The organism is Streptomyces sp. NPDC049577 (assembly GCF_040675635.1).
Lineage (GTDB): Bacteria > Actinomycetota > Actinomycetes > Streptomycetales > Streptomycetaceae > Streptomyces.
The window spans coordinates 1-19,198 of record NZ_JBFAPH010000039.1; the positions used below are offsets into that span (position 1 = coordinate 1).

The following is a 19,198-nucleotide window of genomic DNA, read 5'->3' on the forward strand; positions in this document are numbered from 1 at the left end:
GCGGACACGGGCGGGGGTGAGACGGTCGGCCGCGGCGGGCTTCTCCCAGGGCCGGCGCAGGTCTGCCGCCAGCGGCCGGGCGAGACGGAGCTGGGTGTAGGCGGCCAGGACCAGCCAGGTCCACCGGTCCGCCGCCTCGGGTGTGCGGATCTTCGGGCAGGTCCAGCCGAGCGTCTGCTTGAACAGGCGGAACGTGTGCTCGATGTCGAAGCGCCGCAGGTATGCCTGCCAGAGCCGGTCGGCATCTGCCTCTGTGGCGTCGGCGCCTGACCACCACAGCCAGACGGGCTTGGGGGTGGCTCCGCTGGGCAGGCGGTCGATGTCCAGGCGGATCACGGTCCCCTCGATGACCGGAAGGATCCCGTCGGCCGCGGCCCAGGAAGAGCGGTGGGTGAGTTTGGGGTGGAGCCGGTCCCACGAGCGTGCTCGGGCGGTGCCGTAGAGGCGGGTTTCGGTGACGGTTTCGGTGTCCGGAGTGCCCCAGGTGTCAGGCTGTCCGAAGACGAACTCGCCGCCGTGCCGAGGCGGGCGGCCCATCGTGTGAGGCTGCCGGGGTGGGGCCGGCCTGCGCAGGACACGGTCCGAGCGCATCCGGGCCAGGACCTGGACCGGCAGGTCCTGTAGGAGGTGGGCCAGGCGGGGTGCGTCGTATCCGGCGTCCGCGATGACCAGGACGTCCGGGTCGCCGGCCTGCCACTGCCCGGTGGTGATCAGCCGGTCAATGAGGTCACGCAGTTGCCGGGCGGTGACGGTGGCGGTGTCGTCACCGGGGGCCAGGCGGAGCGCGTCCAGCGGGGCGGTCCACGAGCTGCGGCCGGGCTCCAGCGCGCAGATGATCGAGTACGGCCACCCGGGAACGGGGATGTGCTGGTCCTTGCCCCGGCCATAGGTGTGACACAGGATCCGCTCCGGTGAGGTGTGAGCATCCGGCCGCAGCCAGCACGTGACGTCGACGGCCAGGACCAGCCGGCCATCAGCAGCACGAGGCAGTGACACGGAGGCCAGGGCCCGCCGCATCCGGTCCGCTTCGACCTGCCCCTGGGCGACAGCCGCATAGAGCCCTCCGTGACCACGGCGGTGTTCGCCCACCAGCGACAGCTCGACCAGTGATCTCACCGGCCCGTCACCGCACAACACCGCGTCGGCCAGCTCGAACAGCGCATCCGAACGAGCGGTGAGGCAGGAGTAGAACTCACCCCGGAAGCGTGACAGGTCCGCCAACGGTTCCTGCCGGGCATCGTGATGCAGCAGACTCATCCTCACGGCCTTCGTGCTGGACGTGTGTGTTCCTTGGTCGGAGCACATGATCCAGACGAAGGCCGCTTCCGCGTACGGCGGTTACCGAACCGAGTGATCAAGTACGACGCCTCTTTCGACGTCAGACGTTAAAGATCAAGCTGAGGGCCGGAAACACAAGGACGCCTCCGGCGGGCGGCCGGAGGCGTCGGTGGAGCGGGCGACGGGAATCGAACCCGCGTAGCCAGTTTGGAAGACTGGGGCTCTACCATTGAGCTACGCCCGCGCGCGCCGCTCGGCGCGGCCGCCCGTACGGGCGATCGGCGCTGCGGCACGGTGTGCATCGTAGCGGGTCGGAGCCGCGCGCCGCACGTCACCCCCGCGCCCCCGGTCGGCGTACCGGTGCGGGCCGCGGTCATCCGGTCACCGACAGCCTCCGGGGCATGTACCCTACGTCTCGCACTTACGGGGTGTGGCGCAGCTTGGTAGCGCGTCCGCTTTGGGAGCGGAAGGTCGTCGGTTCGAATCCGGCCACCCCGACCAGCAAGATCACATTGTGGGGCTCATCCTGCTTGCGGTTACTATGCAAGCTGCGCGTCTGTGTCTCTATCTACCGCGCGCGATCCGCCGGACGTCAACCGAGACGCCGGCAGAAAACCAGAAGTCAGCCCCAAGGAGACCGAACCGTGAAGAGCGCCGTGGAGACCCTGAACCCGACCCGGGTTCGGCTCACTGTCGAGGTGCCCTTCGAGGAGCTCAAGGCCAGCCTCGACGCGGCGTACAAGAAGATCAACAGCCAGGTCACGGTGCCGGGCTTCCGCAAGGGCAAGATCCCGGCCCGTGTGATCGACCAGCGCTTCGGCCGCGGTGCGGTGCTGGAGGAGGCCGTCAACGACGCGCTCCCGAAGTTCTACACCGAGGCCGTCAACGAGGGTGAGCTCAACCCGCTGGGCCAGCCCGAGGTCGACATCACCGAGCTGAAGGACGGCGAGCTGCTGGCCTTCACCGCGGAGGTGGACATCCGTCCGGCCCTGGAGATCCCGGACTACTCCGGCATCGAGGTCGTCGTCGACGCCGCCGAGGTCACCGACGAGGACGTCGAGAAGTCCGTCGAGCAGCTGCGTGAGCGCTTCGCCACCACCTCCCCGGTCGAGCGCGCCGCCGCCGAGGGCGACATCGTCACCGTGGACCTCGAGGCCAAGGTCGACGGCGAGGTGCTGGAGGACGGCGTCGCCCAGGGTGTCGACTACACCATCGGCTCCGGCCGTCTGCTGGACGGCATCGACGAGGCCGTCACCGGTCTGGAGGCCGGTGGCACCGCCACCTTCACCTCCGTCCTCAAGGGCGGCTCCGCCGAGGGCAAGGAGGCCGAGGTCAAGGTCGACGTCACGGCCGTCAAGTCCCGTGAACTGCCCGAGCTGGACGACGAGTTCGCGCAGCTGGCGAGCGAGTTCGACACCCTCGAGGAGCTCAAGGCGGACAGCCGCAAGCGCCTCGCGCGGATGAAGAAGTTCGACCAGGCCACCCAGGCCCAGGAGAAGGTCCTCGAGGAGCTGCTGAAGCTCGTCGAGGTCCCGATGCCCGAGAAGCTGCTCGAGGACGAGATCCGCACCCGCAAGCACAACCTCGAGCACCACCAGCTCGGCCAGATGGGCCTGACCCTCGAGAAGTACCTCGAGATCCAGGGCAAGTCCGCCGAGGAGTTCGACGCCGAGCTCAAGGAGCAGGCCGAGAAGGGCATCAAGACCCAGTTCGTCCTCGACGAGATCGTCAACAAGGAGAAGGTCGGCGTCGACCAGGAGGAGCTCACCGAGCACCTCATGCGCCGCGCCCAGTCCTCCGGCATGAGCCCCGACCAGTTCGCGCAGGCCGTCGTCGAGCAGGGCCAGGTCCCGATGCTCGTCGGTGAGGTCGCCCGCGGCAAGGCCCTCGCGACCGTCGTCGAGGCCGCCACGGTCAAGGACAGCAACGGCGAGGTCGTCGACCTCGACGAGGACGAGGACGAGGCCGGCGAGACGGTCGAGGCCGCTGCCGAGGCCGTCGAGGCCGGCGAGGACAAGTCCGAGGCCTGATCCCCGGCCCTCCGCGCCTCACCCTCCACGGGTGTACGGGCCCGGACGCGCCCCCTCCGCCACCGGCGGCGGGGCCCGCGTCCGGGCCCGCCGCGCTCTCCGGGCGCCCCCGGGGCCCTTCCGGCCCGGTTTCCGGCCCGGTTCCGCCCGGGCCGGCGCCCGGCGGCGCCGTACGCCCTCGTACGCCCTCCTCGGGGGCCCGGTGCGGGACCCCTCCGGCCCCCTGCCCGCCCCGGGCCCCGCACGCCGCGGAACGGTCCCGGAACGGCTCCGGAACCGCCGGGGAACCTGCGCTCAGAGCGAACAGTTCCTCATGCGGGATGGCGCCTGCCGACCAGCGCGTTAGGGTCCGTAGATACGAGGGCAGGGGAAGACTTGGCAGCGCGCCGGAAGCCGTTTCCGGCCGTGCCGGCCCCGGTCCCCAGTAAAGACGCGGAGACGGCCCGTTGCCGTCAGAGACGAGCAGGTGGATACGTGACGAATCTGATGCCTTCCGCCGCCGGTGAGATCGCCATCGGTGGTGGCCTCGGCGACCAGGTCTACAACCGGCTGCTCGGGGAGCGGATCATCTTCCTCGGCCAGCAGGTCGACGACGACATCGCCAACAAGATCACCGCGCAGATGCTCCTCCTGGCCGCGGACCCGACCAAGGACATCTTCCTCTACATCAACAGCCCCGGCGGCTCGGTGACGGCCGGCATGGCGGTCTACGACACCATGCAGTACATCCCGAACGACGTGGTCACCATCGGCATGGGCCTCGCGGCCTCGATGGGCCAGTTCCTGCTGACCGGCGGCACCCCGGGCAAGCGCTTCGCGCTGCCCAACACCGACATCCTCATGCACCAGGGCTCCGCGGGCCTCGGCGGCACCGCCTCGGACATCAAGATCCAGGCCGAGCAGCTGCTGCGCACCAAGAAGCGCATGGCCGAGATCACCGCCGAGCACACCGGCCAGACCGTCGAGACGATCATCCGCGACGGCGACCGCGACCGCTGGTTCACCGCGCAGGAGGCCAAGGAGTACGGGATCATCGACGAGATCATCACCCACGCCTCCGGCGTTCCGGGCGGCGGCGGCACCGGGGCCTGAGCCCCGGCAGTACCGCTTCCAGCCGCTTTCCAGCCCACCGACCGCCACCAGGATGGTGAACACCCGCATGAACATCTCGTCCCCCAGCGGCCTCTACACCGGCCCCCGGGCCGAAGCCCGCTACGTCGTCCCGCGCTTCGTCGAGCGCACCTCGCAGGGCGTGCGCGAGTACGACCCGTACGCGAAGCTCTTCGAGGAGCGCGTGATCTTCCTCGGCGTGCAGATCGACGACGCCTCGGCCAACGACGTCATGGCGCAGTTGCTGTGCCTGGAGTCCATGGACCCCGACCGTGACATCTCGATCTACATCAACTCGCCCGGCGGCTCGTTCACCGCGCTGACCGCGATCTACGACACGATGCAGTTCGTGAAGCCGGACATCCAGACCGTCTGCATGGGCCAGGCCGCCTCGGCCGCCGCCGTGCTGCTGGCCGCCGGCACCCCGGGCAAGCGCATGGCGCTGCCCAACGCGCGGGTGCTGATCCACCAGCCGTCCACCCAGACGGGCCGGGAGCAGCTCTCCGACCTGGAGATCGCCGCCCAGGAGATCCTGCGCATGCGCACCCAGCTGGAGGAGATGCTGGCCAAGCACTCCACCCAGCCGATCGAGCGGATCCGCGACGACATCGAGCGCGACAAGATCCTCACCGCGGAGGACGCGCTCGCGTACGGCCTGGTCGACCAGATCGTCTCGACGCGCAAGTCGTCCGTCGCGGTCTGACGACCGGCCGGTCCGACCTTTCCGGCGTATCGGTCCCGTATCGGTCCGCCACCGCGGTCCGGGCCCGCCCCGGACCACTGTGCCGCCGGTACCCCCCTTGGCCGAGTAGGACCAAGGGGGGCCCGCACGGGGGGCCCGGCAAGGTACCGTCGATAGGCAAGCACCCGGGTCCGCAGAACAAGGCGGATCCCAGGCGAAGGGGAAGCACCTCGTGGCACGCATCGGTGACGGCGGCGACCTGCTCAAGTGCTCGTTCTGCGGCAAGAGCCAGAAGCAGGTGAAGAAGCTCATCGCGGGTCCTGGTGTGTACATCTGCGACGAGTGCATCGACCTCTGCAACGAGATCATCGAGGAGGAGCTCGCCGAGACCTCCGAGGTGCGGTGGGAGGAGCTCCCCAAGCCCCGCGAGATCTACGAGTTCCTCGAGGGCTACGTCGTCGGCCAGGAGGCCGCCAAGAAGGCCCTCTCCGTAGCGGTCTACAACCACTACAAGCGGGTCCAGGCCGGAGAGAACGGCGGTCACAACCGCGACGACGGCATCGAGCTCGCGAAGTCGAACATCCTGCTCCTCGGCCCCACGGGCTCGGGCAAGACGCTCCTCGCGCAGACCCTGGCCCGCATGCTGAACGTCCCGTTCGCCATCGCCGACGCCACGGCCCTGACCGAGGCCGGCTACGTCGGCGAGGACGTCGAGAACATCCTGCTGAAGCTGATCCAGGCCGCCGACTACGACGTCAAGAAGGCCGAGACCGGCATCATCTACATCGACGAGATCGACAAGGTCGCCCGAAAGAGCGAAAATCCGTCGATCACACGAGATGTCTCCGGCGAGGGCGTCCAGCAGGCCCTGCTGAAGATCCTGGAGGGCACCACGGCCTCCGTCCCGCCGCAGGGCGGGCGCAAGCACCCCCACCAGGAATTCATCCAGATCGACACGACGAACGTCCTCTTCATCGTGGGCGGTGCCTTCTCCGGCCTGGAGAAGATCATCGAGTCCCGCGCGGGCGCGAAGGGCATCGGCTTCGGCGCCACGATCCGCTCCAAGCGCGAGATCGAGGCCAGCGACCAGTTCCAGGAGGTCATGCCGGAGGACCTGGTCAAGTTCGGCATGATCCCCGAGTTCATCGGCCGCCTCCCCGTCATCACGAGCGTCCACAACCTCGACCGCGAGGCGCTCCTCCAGATCCTCGTCGAGCCGCGCAACGCGCTGGTGAAGCAGTACCAGCGGCTCTTCGAACTCGACGGTGTCGAGCTCGACTTCGACCGCCCGGCCCTGGAGGCCATCGCCGACCAGGCGATCCTGCGCGGAACGGGCGCGCGCGGCCTGCGCGCCATCATGGAGGAGGTGCTGATGTCGGTGATGTACGAGGTCCCGTCCCGCAAGGACGTGGCCCGCGTCGTCATCACGGCCGACGTCGTCCACTCCAACGTCAACCCGACCCTGGTCCCGCGCGAGCCACGCATCGTGGGCAAGGACGAGCGGCACGAGAAGAGCGCGTAGCGAAGCGCTTGCCGCGCACTGTGTGTGGTGGGGGGCGCCCGGCGATCGTGCCGGGCGCCCCCTCTTTGGCTCAGCCGGGCTTTCGTACGTCGTCGTGGATTCGCGCGGTGAGTTTCGCGAAGGCCGCCGCGTCCACGGACGTCGCATTCCTGCGGGACGGATCGGCCTCGATGAGCAGTGCGGCGTCGGTCTTTTCCGCCCAGGCGCACGCGGGGGCGAATGTGCTGTCGTCCATGCGGACGACCTCGCACTCGATGGCGGGGCCCGAGGCGCCGGCCGGGTGGAAGGTCTCGCGGCGGGTGGGGGAGCGGAAGTCCTGGAACATGCCGTCGAGGACGGCGGCCGGGTCGCCCGGGTCGCCGTAGAGGGCGGAGAGGGAGAGCGTGCCCGAGGGGGCGTTCGCGCGCTGGTAGCGGGCGAGGACGGAGGTGGCTCCGTCGGGGACGGCGGCGTCCACGGACAGGCCCTCGCGCCTGAGCCGGGCCGTGTCGGCCGTGAGGCGGTACGTGCCGCCCGCGAGGGTGGGCGGGGTGACGATGCGGACCGGCGGGGCGTCGCCGGGGTGGTGGTGCCCGGGTAAGAGCACGGCGGTGGCCACGGCCGCCGTGATGCAGAGCGCGGCGGCCGTGGCCGAGGCGATGAGCCCGGTCCGGTTCAGGGGCCTACTTCTCCTTGCGGACTTCGTTGCGGACCTTGGCCGCGGCGCCGGAGAGTTCCTGGGCGGTCATCACCTTGCCGTTCGGCGCCGGGGCGCCGGGAGCGGACGAAGGGCCACGGACCTGGTGCTGGACGATGCCGATGGCGCTGCCGTCGCCCCAGATGCAGGTCGAGTTCTCGGCGGAGGACGAGATGCCGCCGAAGTTCGTGGTGATCTTCTGTGTCTGGCACTTCATCACCACGCCGTCGAAACCGCTCGGCTTGAACTCGGTGTAGGGCGTGATGGTTTCGAGCTTGCCGTTGAAGGAAGCGATCATCTTCTGCTGCTGCTCGGTGCCCTTGGCGATGGCGATGTCGACCGACTTGCGGGGGTCGGCGATCGTGCCGTACACGCCGTTGACGCTGAGGGTCTGACCCTCGGCGTTCTTGTAGGGGGCGCCCGCGGTCGTCCCGCCCTCGACGCCGAGGTCCTTCAGCTTCTGGTCGTCCTGGGGCGTGGTGCCGCCCGGGGTCTTGGTGTCCGTGGACGCCTTGGTGAACTTCCCGTCCAGGATCGCTTCCGGCATGACGATCGTGTACGGCTTCATCTTGCCGCCGCCGCCACCGATACCGCCGCCGCTACCGCCGTCGTCGCTCCCGCCGCCCTTCAGGAGTACGAAGCCGCCCACGATCGCGCCGACGACCACCACCGCGCCGATCGCGATGCCGATGGCCTTGCCCTTGCCGCCGCCCTGCGGGGGCATCGGCGGCTGGCCCCAGCCGGCCGGCTGCTGGGGAGCGCCGTAAGGGGGTTGGGGCGGGGCGCCGTAAGGAGGCTGCGCGCCGTACGGCTGCTGCGGCGGCGGGGGCGGCGGGTAGCCGTAGCCGGGCTGGCCCGGAGCGCCGCCGGGGCCGTAGGGGTTCGGGCCCTGGGGCGGCTGGGGAGGCTGGCCGTAGGGGCCCGGCTGGTGGTAACTCATCGCATCCTCTTCACAGCGGATCAGCAGTCGTCGGTATCAGGCCATCATCCTTTCGGATCACCGATACCGAGCCCGGCTCGGAGGCGCAACGGTTCTGGAACAGTTGCGCCCCCGGTTCACGGGGTGAGCGGGACGCGCGTGGCCGTGCGGGTCTTCGCGGTGGTCTCGGCCGCCTGCTCCAGCGGAACGTCCTTGTGGGCCAGGATGCTGGCCGCGTCGGTGGCGAAGACCATGCCAACGGTGCTGTGGTCGGCCCAGATGCACAGCGGCATGCTGAAGTTCTGCGCGCCCATGGACGGGTCCGTGATCCGGGCCGTCTGGCACTTCATCACCGCGCCGTCGTCGAGACCGCTGGGGCTGACCTTCCGCGGGCTGCCCTCGAGTTCGAACTTCTGGGCGCCGGAGGAGTCCTTCTTCGCCCCGATCGCCGCGCTGGTGAACATGGCGTTGACCGTGGCGTCCGGGTCCGTCACCTTGCCCCAGAGGCCGTTGAACTTCAGGATCTTCGGCGCGGATCCGGTGGTCTTGTACGTGCCCCCGGTGGTCTCCGCCTCGGTGACGCCGACGACCGCCAGGCTGTCCTTGTCCTTCTGGCTGAACTCGTCGTCCTTCTCGGTGGGGTCCTTCTTGTACTCACCGAGGAGCAGGTTCGGCGCGGTCAGCTTGTACCGCTTGCCGTCTCCCGGCGCCGGCGCCGCGCTGGTCGGCGCACTCGCCGACGGGGCGTTCTTGGGCTTCGCCTTCGGGGAGCCCTTGTCGTCATCGCTGCCCATGAGGACGACGGCGCCCGCGACGATCGCGCCGACCAGGATCACCGCGCCCAGCGCGATACCGATGGCCTTGCCCTTGCCGCCGCCCTGCGGGGGTATCGGCGGCGGGAACGGCGCGCCCGGCTGCTGCGGGGCGCCGTACGGGCCGGGCTGCTGCTGGCCGTAGGGGTTCGGCTGGGCGTACGGGCCGGGCTGCTGCTGGGCGTAGGGGTTGGGCTGGCCGTACGGGGCCGGCGGCTGCTGCGGGTAGGGCTGGCCGTACGGCCCCTGCTGTCCCTGGTGCCCCTGCTGGCCCGGCTGGCCGTACGGGCCCGGCTGGTCGTGGCTCATCGATGCCTCTGTCTTTGTCAGTGATCAGTCACTCGTCATCCTTGCCGATGGCGGAACGGACCGGCTCCCCGGGGGCGTGCGCGTTACCGGTTCGGGATCTCCACGCGCGCGTCATGGCGGAGCCTCGTGGCCAGCTCCGCCGCCGCGTCGATGTCCGTGCCGCGTCCGGCGAGGACGGACGCGGCGTCGGCGGCCATCACCATGCCCATGGTGCTGTGGTCGGCCCAGATGCAGATGGGGAGGGTGAAGCTTGTGCCGTTCGCCGAGTGCCTGCCGTTCTGGCACTTCATCACGGCGTTGTCGAGGCCGCTCGGGGTGACCGCGCGCGGGGTGCCCTCGAACACCGTGCCCTTGCCGCCGGCGGCGCGCTTGCGCCCGGAGCTCGCGTTCATGTGCCGGAACAGGCCGTCGACGACGGCCTCCGGCTTGCGGATCCGGCCCCAGGCCCCGCGGAACTCCAGCATCTTCCGGCCCGATCCGGTGCCGGCCCGGTACTTGCCGTCCACGCCCTCGGGGTCCGTGACGCCCAGGCTCCGCAGCTCCGCCAGGTCGTCCGCCTCCATCCGGGCCGCCGGCTTGGCGGTGTCCTTCGTGTACTCGCCGCCGAGGACGGTGTCCGGGGTGACGAGCTGATACCGCTTGCCGTCGTCGGGGACGGTGCTCCCGCCGGCGTCCTCGCGGCTCTTGAGGAGCACGATCCCGCCGGCGACGACCGCACCGGTGAGGATCATCGCGCCGAGCGCGATCGCGATGGCCTTGCCCTTGCGGTCGGCCGGCGGCACCGGCACCGGCACCGGCATCGGCGGCACCGGCGGGGGGTACGCCGCGTACGGAGCCGCGTACGGAGCCGCGTACGGAGCCGCGTACGGAGCCGCGTACGGGTACGGCGCCTGCTGCTGCGGATGGCCGGGCTGTGCGTACGGGTTCGGGGGCCCGCCGTACGGGCCCGGCTGGTACTGGCTCATCGGTGCCTCTGCGCTTGTCAGTGATCAGTCACGTCATCCTTCCCGATCGCCCGTACGGGCCTCACCCGGGGGCCGAAACGGGTTCGTGGGCTGTCGCACCCTCCCCGTAGAATCGCCCCGTGACCGAGAACACTCAGCAGACTCCGAACAGCGTCCCCGAACTGCCGACCCAGTACGCGCCGGCCGAAGTAGAGGGGCCGCTGTACGAGCGCTGGGTAGAGCGGGGCTATTTCGAGGCCGACGCGAAGAGCGAGAAGCCTCCGTACACGATCGTCATCCCCCCGCCCAACGTCACCGGCTCCCTCCACCTCGGGCACGCGTTCGAGCACACGCTGATCGACGCGCTGACCCGCCGCAAGCGCATGCAGGGCTACGAGACGCTCTGGCAGCCCGGCATGGACCACGCCGGCATCGCCACCCAGAACGTGGTCGAGCGCGAGCTGGCCAAGGAGGGCAAGTCGCGCCACGACCTCGGCCGCGAGGCGTTCGTCGAGCGCGTGTGGCAGTGGAAGGCGGAGTCCGGCGGCCAGATCTCCGGCCAGATGCGCCGCCTCGGTGACGGCGTCGCCTGGTCGCGCGAGCGCTTCACCATGGACGAGGGCCTGTCCAAGGCCGTCCAGACGATCTTCAAGAAGCTCTACGACGACGAGCTGATCTACCGTGCCGAGCGCATCATCAACTGGTGCCCCCGCTGTCTGACCGCCATCTCGGACATCGAGGTGGAGTACCAGGACGACGAGGGCGAGCTCGTCTCGATCAAGTACGGCGAGGGCGATGCCTCGATCGTCGTGGCCACGACCCGCGCCGAGACGATGCTCGGTGACACCGCCGTGGCCGTCCACCCCGAGGACGAGCGCTACAAGCACCTCGTCGGCACCGAGATCGAGCTGCCGCTGACCGGCCGCCGCATCCCGGTCGTCGCCGACGAGCACGTCGACCCCGGGTTCGGCACGGGTGCCGTCAAGGTCACCCCGGCCCACGACCCGAACGACTTCGAGATCGGCCGCCGCCACGACCTGCCGTCGCTCACCGTCCTCGACGAGCACGGTGTCATCACCGCCCACGGCCCCTTCCTGGGCCTGGACCGCTTCGAGGCCCGTTCCGCGATCGTCGGCGCCCTGCGCGCCGAGGGCCGGATCGTCGCCGAGAAGCGCCCCTACACGCACTCCGTCGGTCACTGCTCGCGCTGCAAGACGACGCTCGAGCCGCGCCAGTCGATGCAGTGGTGGGTGAAGACCGGCCCGCTGGCCAAGGCCGCCGCCGACGCCGTCCGCGACGGCAAGGTCAAGATCCACCCCGAGGAGATGTCGAAGCGCTACTTCGACTGGGTCGACAACCTCCACGACTGGTGCATCTCGCGCCAGCTGTGGTGGGGCCACCGCATCCCGGTCTGGTACGGCCCGGACGGCGAGATGGTCTGCGTCGGCCCGGACGAGCAGCCGCCGGCGGGCGAGGGCTGGCACCAGGAGACGGACGTCCTCGACACCTGGTTCTCCTCCGGCCTGTGGCCCTTCTCCACCCTGGGCTGGCCCGAGAAGACCGACAGCGTCGAGAAGTTCTACCCGAACTCCGTCCTGGTCACCGGCTACGACATCCTCTTCTTCTGGGTCGTCCGGATGATGATGTTCGGCCTGTACGCGATGGACGGCACCCCGCCGTTCCACACCATCGCCCTGCACGGCATGGTCCGCGACCAGTTCGGCAAGAAGATGTCGAAGTCCTTCGGCAACGCGGTCAACCCGCTCGACTGGATGGACACGTACGGCTCCGACGCCGTCCGCTTCACCCTGGCGCGCGGCGCCAACCCGGGTGTCGACGTGCCGATCGGCGAGGACTGGGTCCAGGGTTCGCGCAACTTCGCCAACAAGATCTGGAACGCCACGCGCTTCGCGCTGATGAACGGCGCGACGGTCGAGGGCGAGCTGCCGCCGGTGGAGCAGCTGTCGGCGACCGACCGCTGGATCCTCTCGCGGCTCAACGCCACGGTGGCCGAGGTCGACGCCTTCTACGACGACTACCAGTTCGCCAAGCTGTCCGACGCCCTCTTCCACTTCGCGTGGGACGAGGTCTTCGACTGGTACGTCGAGCTCTCCAAGACCACGTTCACGGGCGGCGGCGAGCCGGCCAAGGTGTCGGCGCGCGTCCTGGGCGGGGTCCTGGACGTCACGCTCAAGCTGCTGCACCCGGTGGTCCCGTTCGTCACCGAGACGCTGTGGACGGCGCTGACGGGCAAGGAGTCGGTCGTCATCGCCGACTGGCCGAAGGACAGCGGCTTCCGCGACGCCGAGGCCGAGCGCGAGATCGAGAACCTCCAGCAGGTCATCACCGAGGTCCGCCGCTTCCGCTCCGACCAGGGCCTCCAGCCCGGCCAGCGGGTCCCGGCCCGGCTCGACCTGTCCGGCACCTCGCTCGCGGCGCACGAGGGCGCGATCCGTCAGCTGCTGCGTCTCCAGCCGGCCGAGGAGGGCTTCCAGGCCACCGCGACCCTGCCGATCGGCGGTGCCACGGTCGCCCTCGACCTCTCCGGCACGATCGACGTCGAGGCCGAGCGCAAGCGTCTGACGAAGGCCCTGACGGCGGCCGAGAAGGACAAGGCGCAGTGCACGGCGAAGCTGGGGAACGAGGCGTTCCTGGCCAAGGCCGCCGAGGCCGCGGTGGAGAAGATCCGCAAGCGGCTGGCGACGGCCGAGGCCGACATCGAGCGGATCACCGCCCAGCTGGCGGGCCTGCCGCAGGGCTAGTGCCCCGGCGGCGGCCCGGCTAGCGCGCCCAGGGTCTGGTCCTGCCCGGGTCCCACATGGGTCCCCACGGCCCGTCCACAGGCCCCTCTTCCACCCGGTCGAGGGGCCTGTGGCGATTCCGGTCCCGGCGGTCGCGCACGGGCGCGAACAGCACGTAGGCCGTCGAGACGACCACGAAGCCCAGCCGGATCAGGCCCTTGGCCGACTCGTCGGGCACCACGAAGACGCTGCCGTACAGGACGAGCAGCGCGATCCAGCTCCACCACGGCACCAGCCGCCGCTGCCCGCACACGTCCCACAGCAGGGTGCCCAGCAGCACGGAGGCGGTGTAGTAGGTGTAGACGCTGGGGTCGAGGACGATACGGGCGTTGGCGCCCAGCAGGACGACCGCCGCCCAGCGGCCGCGCCACACGGCGACGGTGCCCAGGGCGAGGCCGAGCGCGGCCTGGGCCGGGCGGGCCCAGTTCGGGGTCTCGGGGGTGTTGCCGCCCAGCCAGCGCAGGGCGGAGGCCGGGTTGTTGGGGATGGTGAACTTCGCCGCGGCGAACGAGTGCGGGTCGACGAGGAAGAACGGCAGCCAGAAGGCGGCCACCAGGCCGACGCACCACAGCCCGGCGCGCAGCCAGCGCTCCTTGGGCAGGGCGAGGACGAGCGGCAGGAACGCCAGCGCGGTCGGCTTGGAGTTCATGGCCAGGGCCAGGCAGATGCCGGTGGCCGCCGCGTCGCAGCGCGTCAGGTAGCGCACCGCCAGGGCCGTGAAGAACAGCGCGAGGACATCGTCCAGATGCGCGAAGCGGACCGAGACCTCGATCCACATGGGGATGAAGGCCAGGCCCGCGACGAGCACCCGCTGCCGCAGCCGCTGGTGGTTGGTGCCGGTGCCCAGGAAGTGCCGGGCCGCGCTGCGGCCGGCCAGGACCAGGATCACCAGTCCCAGGACCGACATCAGCGCCTCGGCCATGACCTGCCCGACGGCGGCGGGGAAGGGGTTGAACAGGCCCGCGACCAGGAAGCTGATCGGGCCCATCTGCAGTTCGGGATGGCTGGCGTAGAGGTTCAGCCCGCCGTCGCTCCGGCCGTCGTAGATGAGCTCGCCGCCGGTGCGCAGGTAGTGCCAGGAGAAGCCGCCGCTCGGCTCGACAACCACGAACCAGAGCACGGCCCACGCGGTCAGCAGCAACAAGTGCACCCGTGTGCTCAGTTCCGGTATCCGCACAACGCTCCGTCCCGCCACCCGGAACCACTCCGGGCAGAACTGTCACCGCCGGTCAGATGGCGGAACGTGAGCGCGGGTTGCCCGGGCGGGCGATTCTGTGACCGAACTCATGCCACGGAGTGGTTTGTTCAGCCGGCCACCGAGGGAGCGGTGAGGGCACGTCAGGCCTCGATGGCGACCGGGCCGGACTCCACGCTCTCGGCGTTGCGCCGCGTCTTGGCCCAGCCGTTGCGGCCGCGCAGCATCCGCACGAAGCCGCGCGCCGACGCGGGGAACAGGTGGTAGGCGTACAGCCACAGCGCCACGCCCCACAGCAGGGCCGTGAGCAGCGAGCGGTCGGCGGCGAAGTCGCGGCGGTAGACCGGGCCCCACAGCACGAACGGGCCGATGGACAGCACGGCCAGGCCCAGCACCAGCGGCCAGAGCGCCAGCATGCCGCCGAACGCCTCGCCGGCGCCGTCCCGGGCGGCGGTCAGGCCGAGCAGGGCGAACATGACCGCGCACAGCGCGAGCGTCACCAGGTGCGCGACCGGCTGGAGGAAGGTGTACAGGGTCTCCAGCACGCCCTTGCCGCCGTAGTGGCGCGAGGAGACGATGCGCGGCGCGTAGCGCACGCACTGCAGGTTGCCCTGCGCCCAGCGGGTGCGCTGGGTCAGGAAGCGGCGGCCGTGGGGCAGGCCCTCCTGGGAGACCCAGGTGTCCGCGATGTGCGCTATCCGGTCGCCGGTGAGGATCATGTGCAGGCCGAGCTCGTAGTCCTCCAGCAGCGCGCCGCGCTGCCAGGGCCGCCGCTCGGCCGCGGCTATCCGGTCCAGCGAGGAGAGCCGGGTGAACTGGCCGTTGCCGCCGAGGCCGACGGAACCGGTGCGGCCGCGCAGCAGCTGCATGCCGGCGTTGGAGACGGAGAACTCCATGTCCTGCATGCGCACGAGGAGCCGGGCGAGGGCGTTGCGCAGCCGGCCGTGGTTCTCGCCGAGCGGGCGCGGGTCGTCGGTGTTGCGCATCCGGACGCTGACCTGCACGCCGCCGGTCCCGGGGTCGCCGAAGCCCTGGGGGCCGGCGACGCGCGCGAGGGCGTGCGGGTCGAGCCGGCCGTCGGCGTCGATGACGCACACGACGACGCGCTCGCGGTCGGCGTCGTTCGGCAGGAAGTCGTTCAGCTCGTCGTACGCGGTGTTGAGCGCCGCGCCCTTGCCCTGCCGGGCGTGCGGCCGGTGCCGGCGGACGAGGTGCACGCGCCGGTCGTCCTCGGCGAGGGCGGCGACGATGGCGCCGGTGCGGTCGTCGCTGTCGTCGTCGATGACCCACACGTGCGCGGCGGGGTGGTCGGCGCGCAGCGCGGTCACCGTGGTGCCGACGACGGCCTCCTCGTCCCGGCAGGGCACGAAGAAGTGCCAGTCGAAGGCGTTCGGGTCGCCGTCGGTGACGGCGGGACGGCGCAGGTAGGCATGGCGGGCGCCGGCCCAGTAGAGGAGGAAGCAGAGCAGGAGGAAGAAGGGGAAGACGAGCAGGAGGGGGTGGGAGAACATACGGGGAAGGGCTCCGGAAGGGGTGTGTGGGGCTCAGGCGGCGGCGGTCAGCTGCTCGCGCGCGCCGATCGCGGTGAGCAGTCCGGCGATCCGCTCGGACGCGAGGCCGTCCCCGAAGGGGCTCGGCAGGGCGGCCAGCCGGTCCAGGCCTTCCGCGCCCTCCGCGAGGCGGCGCCGGGCCGCCCGCCCGATCCCCGGGCCCGGCTCGACGAGCTCGGCGAAGTCGCCCATCGCCTCCGGCCGCTCCGTGGAGCGCCGCACGACGACCAGGGGGCGGCCGAGGACGGTGCACTCCTCCTGGATGCCGCCGGAGTCGGAGACGAGCAGCGCCGCGTGCCGGGCGAGGGCGAGGAACTCGCCGTAGCCGACGGGCGCGCTCACCGTGAGCGGGGCGAGCAGGTGCGTGAGGCGGGCAGCCTCGATCCGGGCCCGTGTGCGCGGGTGCAGGGGCAGCAGCACCGGGCGGCCGGGCGTCGCGAGGGCGCCGAGCTCGGTGAGGATCGCGCGCAGGGCCTCGGGGGAGTCGGTGTTCTCGGGCCGGTGGACGGTGGCCAGGACGTAACCGTCGGCGGTCAGGCCGTACCGGTCCAGGAGCGCGGCGCGCCGGTCCGCGTCCGGGAGCTGGTTGCGGACGGCCTCGACGACGGTGTTGCCGGTGACGGCGATGCGGGCGTCGTCGACGCCCTCGGCGAGGAGGCCGGCCCGGTTGTCCTCGGTGGCGGCGCACAGCACGTCGGAGATGTGGTCGATGAGGACGCGGTTGTGCTCCTCGGGCATGTCGCGGTCGTGGCTGCGCAGACCGGCCTCGACGTGCAGCAGGGGGATGCCGCGCGCGTTGGCGGCGAGCGCGCCGGCGAGGGCGGCGTTGGTGTCGCCCTGGACGACGACGGCCAGCGGCGGCTCGGCGGCGAAGAGGCCGTCGAGCTGCGCGAGCGCGGCCGAGATCTGCACGGCGCGCGACTGCCCGCCGACGCCGGTCAGGAAGGTGGGCTCGGGCAGGCCGAGCTCGGTCAGGAAACGGCCGGAGAGCTCGTCGTCGTAGTGCTGACCGGTGTGCACGAGGTGCGCGGCGGGGCCCAGGAGACGTACGAGGTCGGTGAGCTTGACGAGCTCGGGGCGGGTGCCGAGGACGATCGCGACGCTGCGGGGAGGCAGGGGGTACACGGGGACTCACTCCTGGGGCCGTCTTGCGGGGACGCCACCGAGAGTGCGGGGGGCCGGTTGCGGGTGCGGATGAGCGTCGGTTGCCGCTCGGTTGCGATTTGCCCCGGACCCGCCCTTTCCCGTTTCTTTCGGGGGCTTCGCCCCCGAACGCCCCCACCGGGGCTGCGCCCCGGCCCCAGGCGGGGGCTCCGCCCCCTGCGCCCCGAACGTGGCCGCACCGGTTGTGGGCAGGCGTTCCGCAAGGCGGAACGGGTGGGCACAACCGGGCCAGCGGCCCGCACCACCCCGTGGGGGTCCGGGGGCGAAGCCCCCGGGTGCCGGACCTACTCCGCGGCCCGGTAGCGGTACCCCAGTCCCCGGACCGCCTCCAGGGGGTCCGCCGCCTCGTCGCCGGCCGCTTGGCGGAGCTTGCGACGCAGCCGCAGGACCGCGAATTTGACGCGTTCGCGGCCCGTGCCCTCCGGGTCGTCCCAGACGCGGTCGAGCAGCTGCTCGGTGGTGATCACCCGGCCCCGGTTGCGGACGAGGAGCTGGAGCAGGCGGTACTCGATGTCGCTGAGCCGGGCCTCGTGGCCCTGCCAGACCGCCGAGCGGCGCTCGGGGACCAGGCGCAGGCCGTCGTCGCCGTAGGAGTCGCCGGCCCAGCGGGTGGGGGCGCTGCGGCGCAGGAGGGCCTCGACGCGGGCGAGGAGCTCGTCGTTGCCGAAGGGCTTGGGGAGGTAGTCGTCCGCGCCCGCGCGCAGGCCGCGCACGCGGTCGCTCTCCGCGCCGCGCGCGGTGAGCAGGAGGACGGGGAGGTCGGACATGTCCCGGGTGCGTTCGAGGACCTCCCAGCCGTCGAGGCCGGGCAGGCCGATGTCGAGGATCATCAGCGCGGGCCGCTCGGCGAAGAGCAGCCGCAGGGCCTCGCGCCCGTCGTCGGCGTGCACGGGCTCGTAGCCGCTGCGGGTGAGCAGGACGCGCAGGGCGAGGGCGAGGTCGGGGTCGTCCTCGGCGATCAGGACGCGGGTCACGGCACGGCCGCCTCTCCGGGGGCCGCCGGCGGTCCGGCGATCGGCAGGCGGATGCGGAAGACGGCGCCGCTCCCGCCCCCGCCGTGCCCGGCGGCCGTGATCGTGCCGCCGTGCAGCTGGACCACCGTACGGGCGATGGCCAGGCCCAGGCCCGTGCCGGGGTAGCCGCCGGAGCGGGCGTTGGGGGCGCGGACGAAGCCGCTGAAGATCTCGTGGCGGTACTGGTCGGGGATGCCGATGCCCGTGTCGGCGACCTCGATGTCCCAGTACGGGCCCCGGGGCGCGGCGGTGATGTCGAGGCGGCCGCCCGGCGGGGTGAATTTGGCGGCGTTCTCCAGCAGGTTGCCGATGACGTGCCGCAGCCGGTGCCCGTCCCCGCGCAGGGGCGGGCCGGGGTCGCAGTCCAGGACGGCGAAGAGACCCGCCGCCTCGATCGCCGGCATGTGGTCCAGCAGGGCCTCCAGCAGCATGTGCGGCACGTCGACGGGTGCGAACTCCAGGTCCGGGGCGGCGGCCCGCATGCGGGTGGTCAGCAGCAGGTCGGAGATGACGCGCTGCATGCGGGCGGCGTTGCGCCGGACGGCGTCCACGAAGGAGGACTGCTCGTCGGTCAGGGCGCCGAAGGCGGGGTCGGCGAGCAGATCGCAGAAGCTGATCACGGAGGAGAGCGGGGTGCGCAGCTCGTGGGAGGCGGCGGCGGTGAACGAGTTGCGCTGCCGGGCCAGCTCGGTCAGCTCGCGGTTGTCGCGCTCCAGGTCGCGCTCGCGCCGCTTGCGCTCGGTGATGTCGGCGTAGACCCACAGGGCGCCCAGGTACTCGCCGTCGTGTCGCAGGGGCTCGACCTCGCGGCGGATGACGCGCCCGTCGGTGAAGGGGATCTCGGCCACGCGGTGGACGTGCCGGCGGGCGAGGATCTCGCCGGGGGTGCGGGGCGCGGTGTGATCGGCGAAGAAGGCGCGGACGAGCGGGACGAGCGGCCGTACGGGGGCACCGGGGGAGAGGTCGACCCGGCCGTCCAGGTCGAACATGGTGACGAACCGGCGGTTGACGGCGAGCACCTCGTCGCGCGGGCTCTGCAGCAGGGCGCCGGCGGGCAGCGCCTCCAGGACGGCCTGGAGCCGGCCCCGGTCCTCGGATTGCATCTCGCTCACCCAGCCCTCGTGTGCCCGGCGGGGACTTTTACGATCAACCGCAGGCAAAACGGTATGACAAACCGGAAGGTCCTGCTCCAC

15 protein-coding genes and 2 tRNA genes are annotated in these 19,198 nt (G+C 71.3%); 6 read left to right on the forward strand and 11 right to left on the reverse strand.

What is annotated here, in order from left to right:
• Together AB0K09_RS07610 and AB0K09_RS07615 are read right to left on the reverse strand one after the other, a co-directional pair.
• Positions 1-1,257, reverse strand: a 1,257-nt coding sequence (locus AB0K09_RS07610) for an NF041680 family putative transposase (protein WP_366064368.1), incomplete at its 3' end; no start/stop codon positions are given.
• Positions 1,258-1,448: 191 nt separating this feature from the next.
• Positions 1,449-1,522: transfer RNA gene (locus AB0K09_RS07615), tRNA-Gly, on the reverse strand.
• Between the two features lie 180 nt (positions 1,523-1,702).
• Between AB0K09_RS07615 and AB0K09_RS07620 the strand changes: the two genes are divergently transcribed.
• The 5 genes from AB0K09_RS07620 (at position 1,703) to clpX (ending at position 6,622) form a co-directional block, all read left to right on the forward strand.
• Positions 1,703-1,779, forward strand: a tRNA-Pro gene (locus tag AB0K09_RS07620).
• 143 nt (positions 1,780-1,922) lie between these two features.
• On the forward strand, positions 1,923-3,308 hold the full coding sequence (tig, locus tag AB0K09_RS07625; protein ID WP_366064369.1) for a trigger factor: 1,386 nt from the start codon (positions 1,923-1,925) through the stop codon (positions 3,306-3,308).
• Positions 3,309-3,794: 486 nt separating this feature from the next.
• On the forward strand, positions 3,795-4,400 hold the full coding sequence (locus AB0K09_RS07630; protein WP_366064389.1) for an ATP-dependent Clp protease proteolytic subunit: 606 nt from the start codon (positions 3,795-3,797) through the stop codon (positions 4,398-4,400).
• 52 nt (positions 4,401-4,452) lie between these two features.
• A complete protein-coding gene (locus AB0K09_RS07635; RefSeq protein ID WP_366064370.1) occupies positions 4,453-5,121 on the forward strand; it encodes an ATP-dependent Clp protease proteolytic subunit in 669 nt (222 codons plus the stop codon).
• Positions 5,122-5,332: 211 nt separating this feature from the next.
• A complete protein-coding gene (clpX, locus tag AB0K09_RS07640; RefSeq protein ID WP_366064371.1) occupies positions 5,333-6,622 on the forward strand; it encodes an ATP-dependent Clp protease ATP-binding subunit ClpX in 1,290 nt (429 codons plus the stop codon).
• Positions 6,623-6,692: 70 nt separating this feature from the next.
• On the opposite strand, the gene AB0K09_RS07645 is transcribed toward clpX, so the two are convergent.
• From AB0K09_RS07645 to AB0K09_RS07660, 4 genes are all read right to left on the reverse strand, one after another.
• Positions 6,693-7,220 (reverse strand): hypothetical protein, encoded by a 528-nt coding sequence (locus AB0K09_RS07645; protein ID WP_366064372.1) that lies wholly within the window; start codon positions 7,218-7,220, stop codon positions 6,693-6,695.
• Positions 7,221-7,284: 64 nt separating this feature from the next.
• Positions 7,285-8,238: a hypothetical protein gene (locus tag AB0K09_RS07650; protein WP_366064373.1), complete on the reverse strand. Its 954-nt coding sequence runs from the start codon at positions 8,236-8,238 to the stop codon at positions 7,285-7,287.
• A 116-nt stretch (positions 8,239-8,354) separates the two neighbouring features.
• Positions 8,355-9,338 carry a hypothetical protein gene (locus tag AB0K09_RS07655; protein ID WP_366064374.1) on the reverse strand — a complete coding sequence of 328 codons (984 nt, stop codon included), beginning with the start codon at positions 9,336-9,338 and terminating at the stop codon, positions 8,355-8,357.
• Between the two features lie 83 nt (positions 9,339-9,421).
• The gene (locus tag AB0K09_RS07660; RefSeq protein WP_366064375.1) at positions 9,422-10,303 is read right to left on the reverse strand and encodes a hypothetical protein; all 882 of its coding nucleotides are present in this window, start codon (positions 10,301-10,303) and stop codon (positions 9,422-9,424) included.
• A 119-nt stretch (positions 10,304-10,422) separates the two neighbouring features.
• Between AB0K09_RS07660 and AB0K09_RS07665 the strand changes: the two genes are divergently transcribed.
• A complete protein-coding gene (locus AB0K09_RS07665; RefSeq protein ID WP_366064376.1) occupies positions 10,423-13,044 on the forward strand; it encodes a valine--tRNA ligase in 2,622 nt (873 codons plus the stop codon).
• A 19-nt stretch (positions 13,045-13,063) separates the two neighbouring features.
• Here the strand turns inward: AB0K09_RS07665 and AB0K09_RS07670 are convergent, their stop codons facing one another.
• The 5 genes from AB0K09_RS07670 to AB0K09_RS07690 all read right to left on the reverse strand — a co-directional run bounded on the left by AB0K09_RS07670 (position 13,064) and on the right by AB0K09_RS07690 (position 19,108).
• A complete protein-coding gene (locus AB0K09_RS07670) occupies positions 13,064-14,233 on the reverse strand; it encodes a hypothetical protein (RefSeq protein WP_366064377.1) in 1,170 nt (389 codons plus the stop codon).
• Between the two features lie 188 nt (positions 14,234-14,421).
• Positions 14,422-15,789 carry a glycosyltransferase gene (locus AB0K09_RS07675; protein ID WP_366064378.1) on the reverse strand — a complete coding sequence of 456 codons (1,368 nt, stop codon included), beginning with the start codon at positions 15,787-15,789 and terminating at the stop codon, positions 14,422-14,424.
• Between the two features lie 33 nt (positions 15,790-15,822).
• Positions 15,823-16,953, reverse strand: coding sequence for a UDP-N-acetylglucosamine 2-epimerase (non-hydrolyzing) (gene wecB / locus AB0K09_RS07680; protein WP_366064379.1), 1,131 nt, complete (start codon positions 16,951-16,953; stop codon positions 15,823-15,825).
• 323 nt (positions 16,954-17,276) lie between these two features.
• Positions 17,277-17,966 carry a response regulator transcription factor gene (locus tag AB0K09_RS07685; protein ID WP_366064380.1) on the reverse strand — a complete coding sequence of 230 codons (690 nt, stop codon included), beginning with the start codon at positions 17,964-17,966 and terminating at the stop codon, positions 17,277-17,279.
• Positions 17,963-19,108, reverse strand: coding sequence for an ATP-binding protein (locus tag AB0K09_RS07690; protein ID WP_366064390.1), 1,146 nt, complete (start codon positions 19,106-19,108; stop codon positions 17,963-17,965). The genes AB0K09_RS07685 and AB0K09_RS07690 overlap by 4 nt, the downstream gene beginning before the upstream one ends.
• Positions 19,109-19,198: the final 90 nt, after the last annotated feature.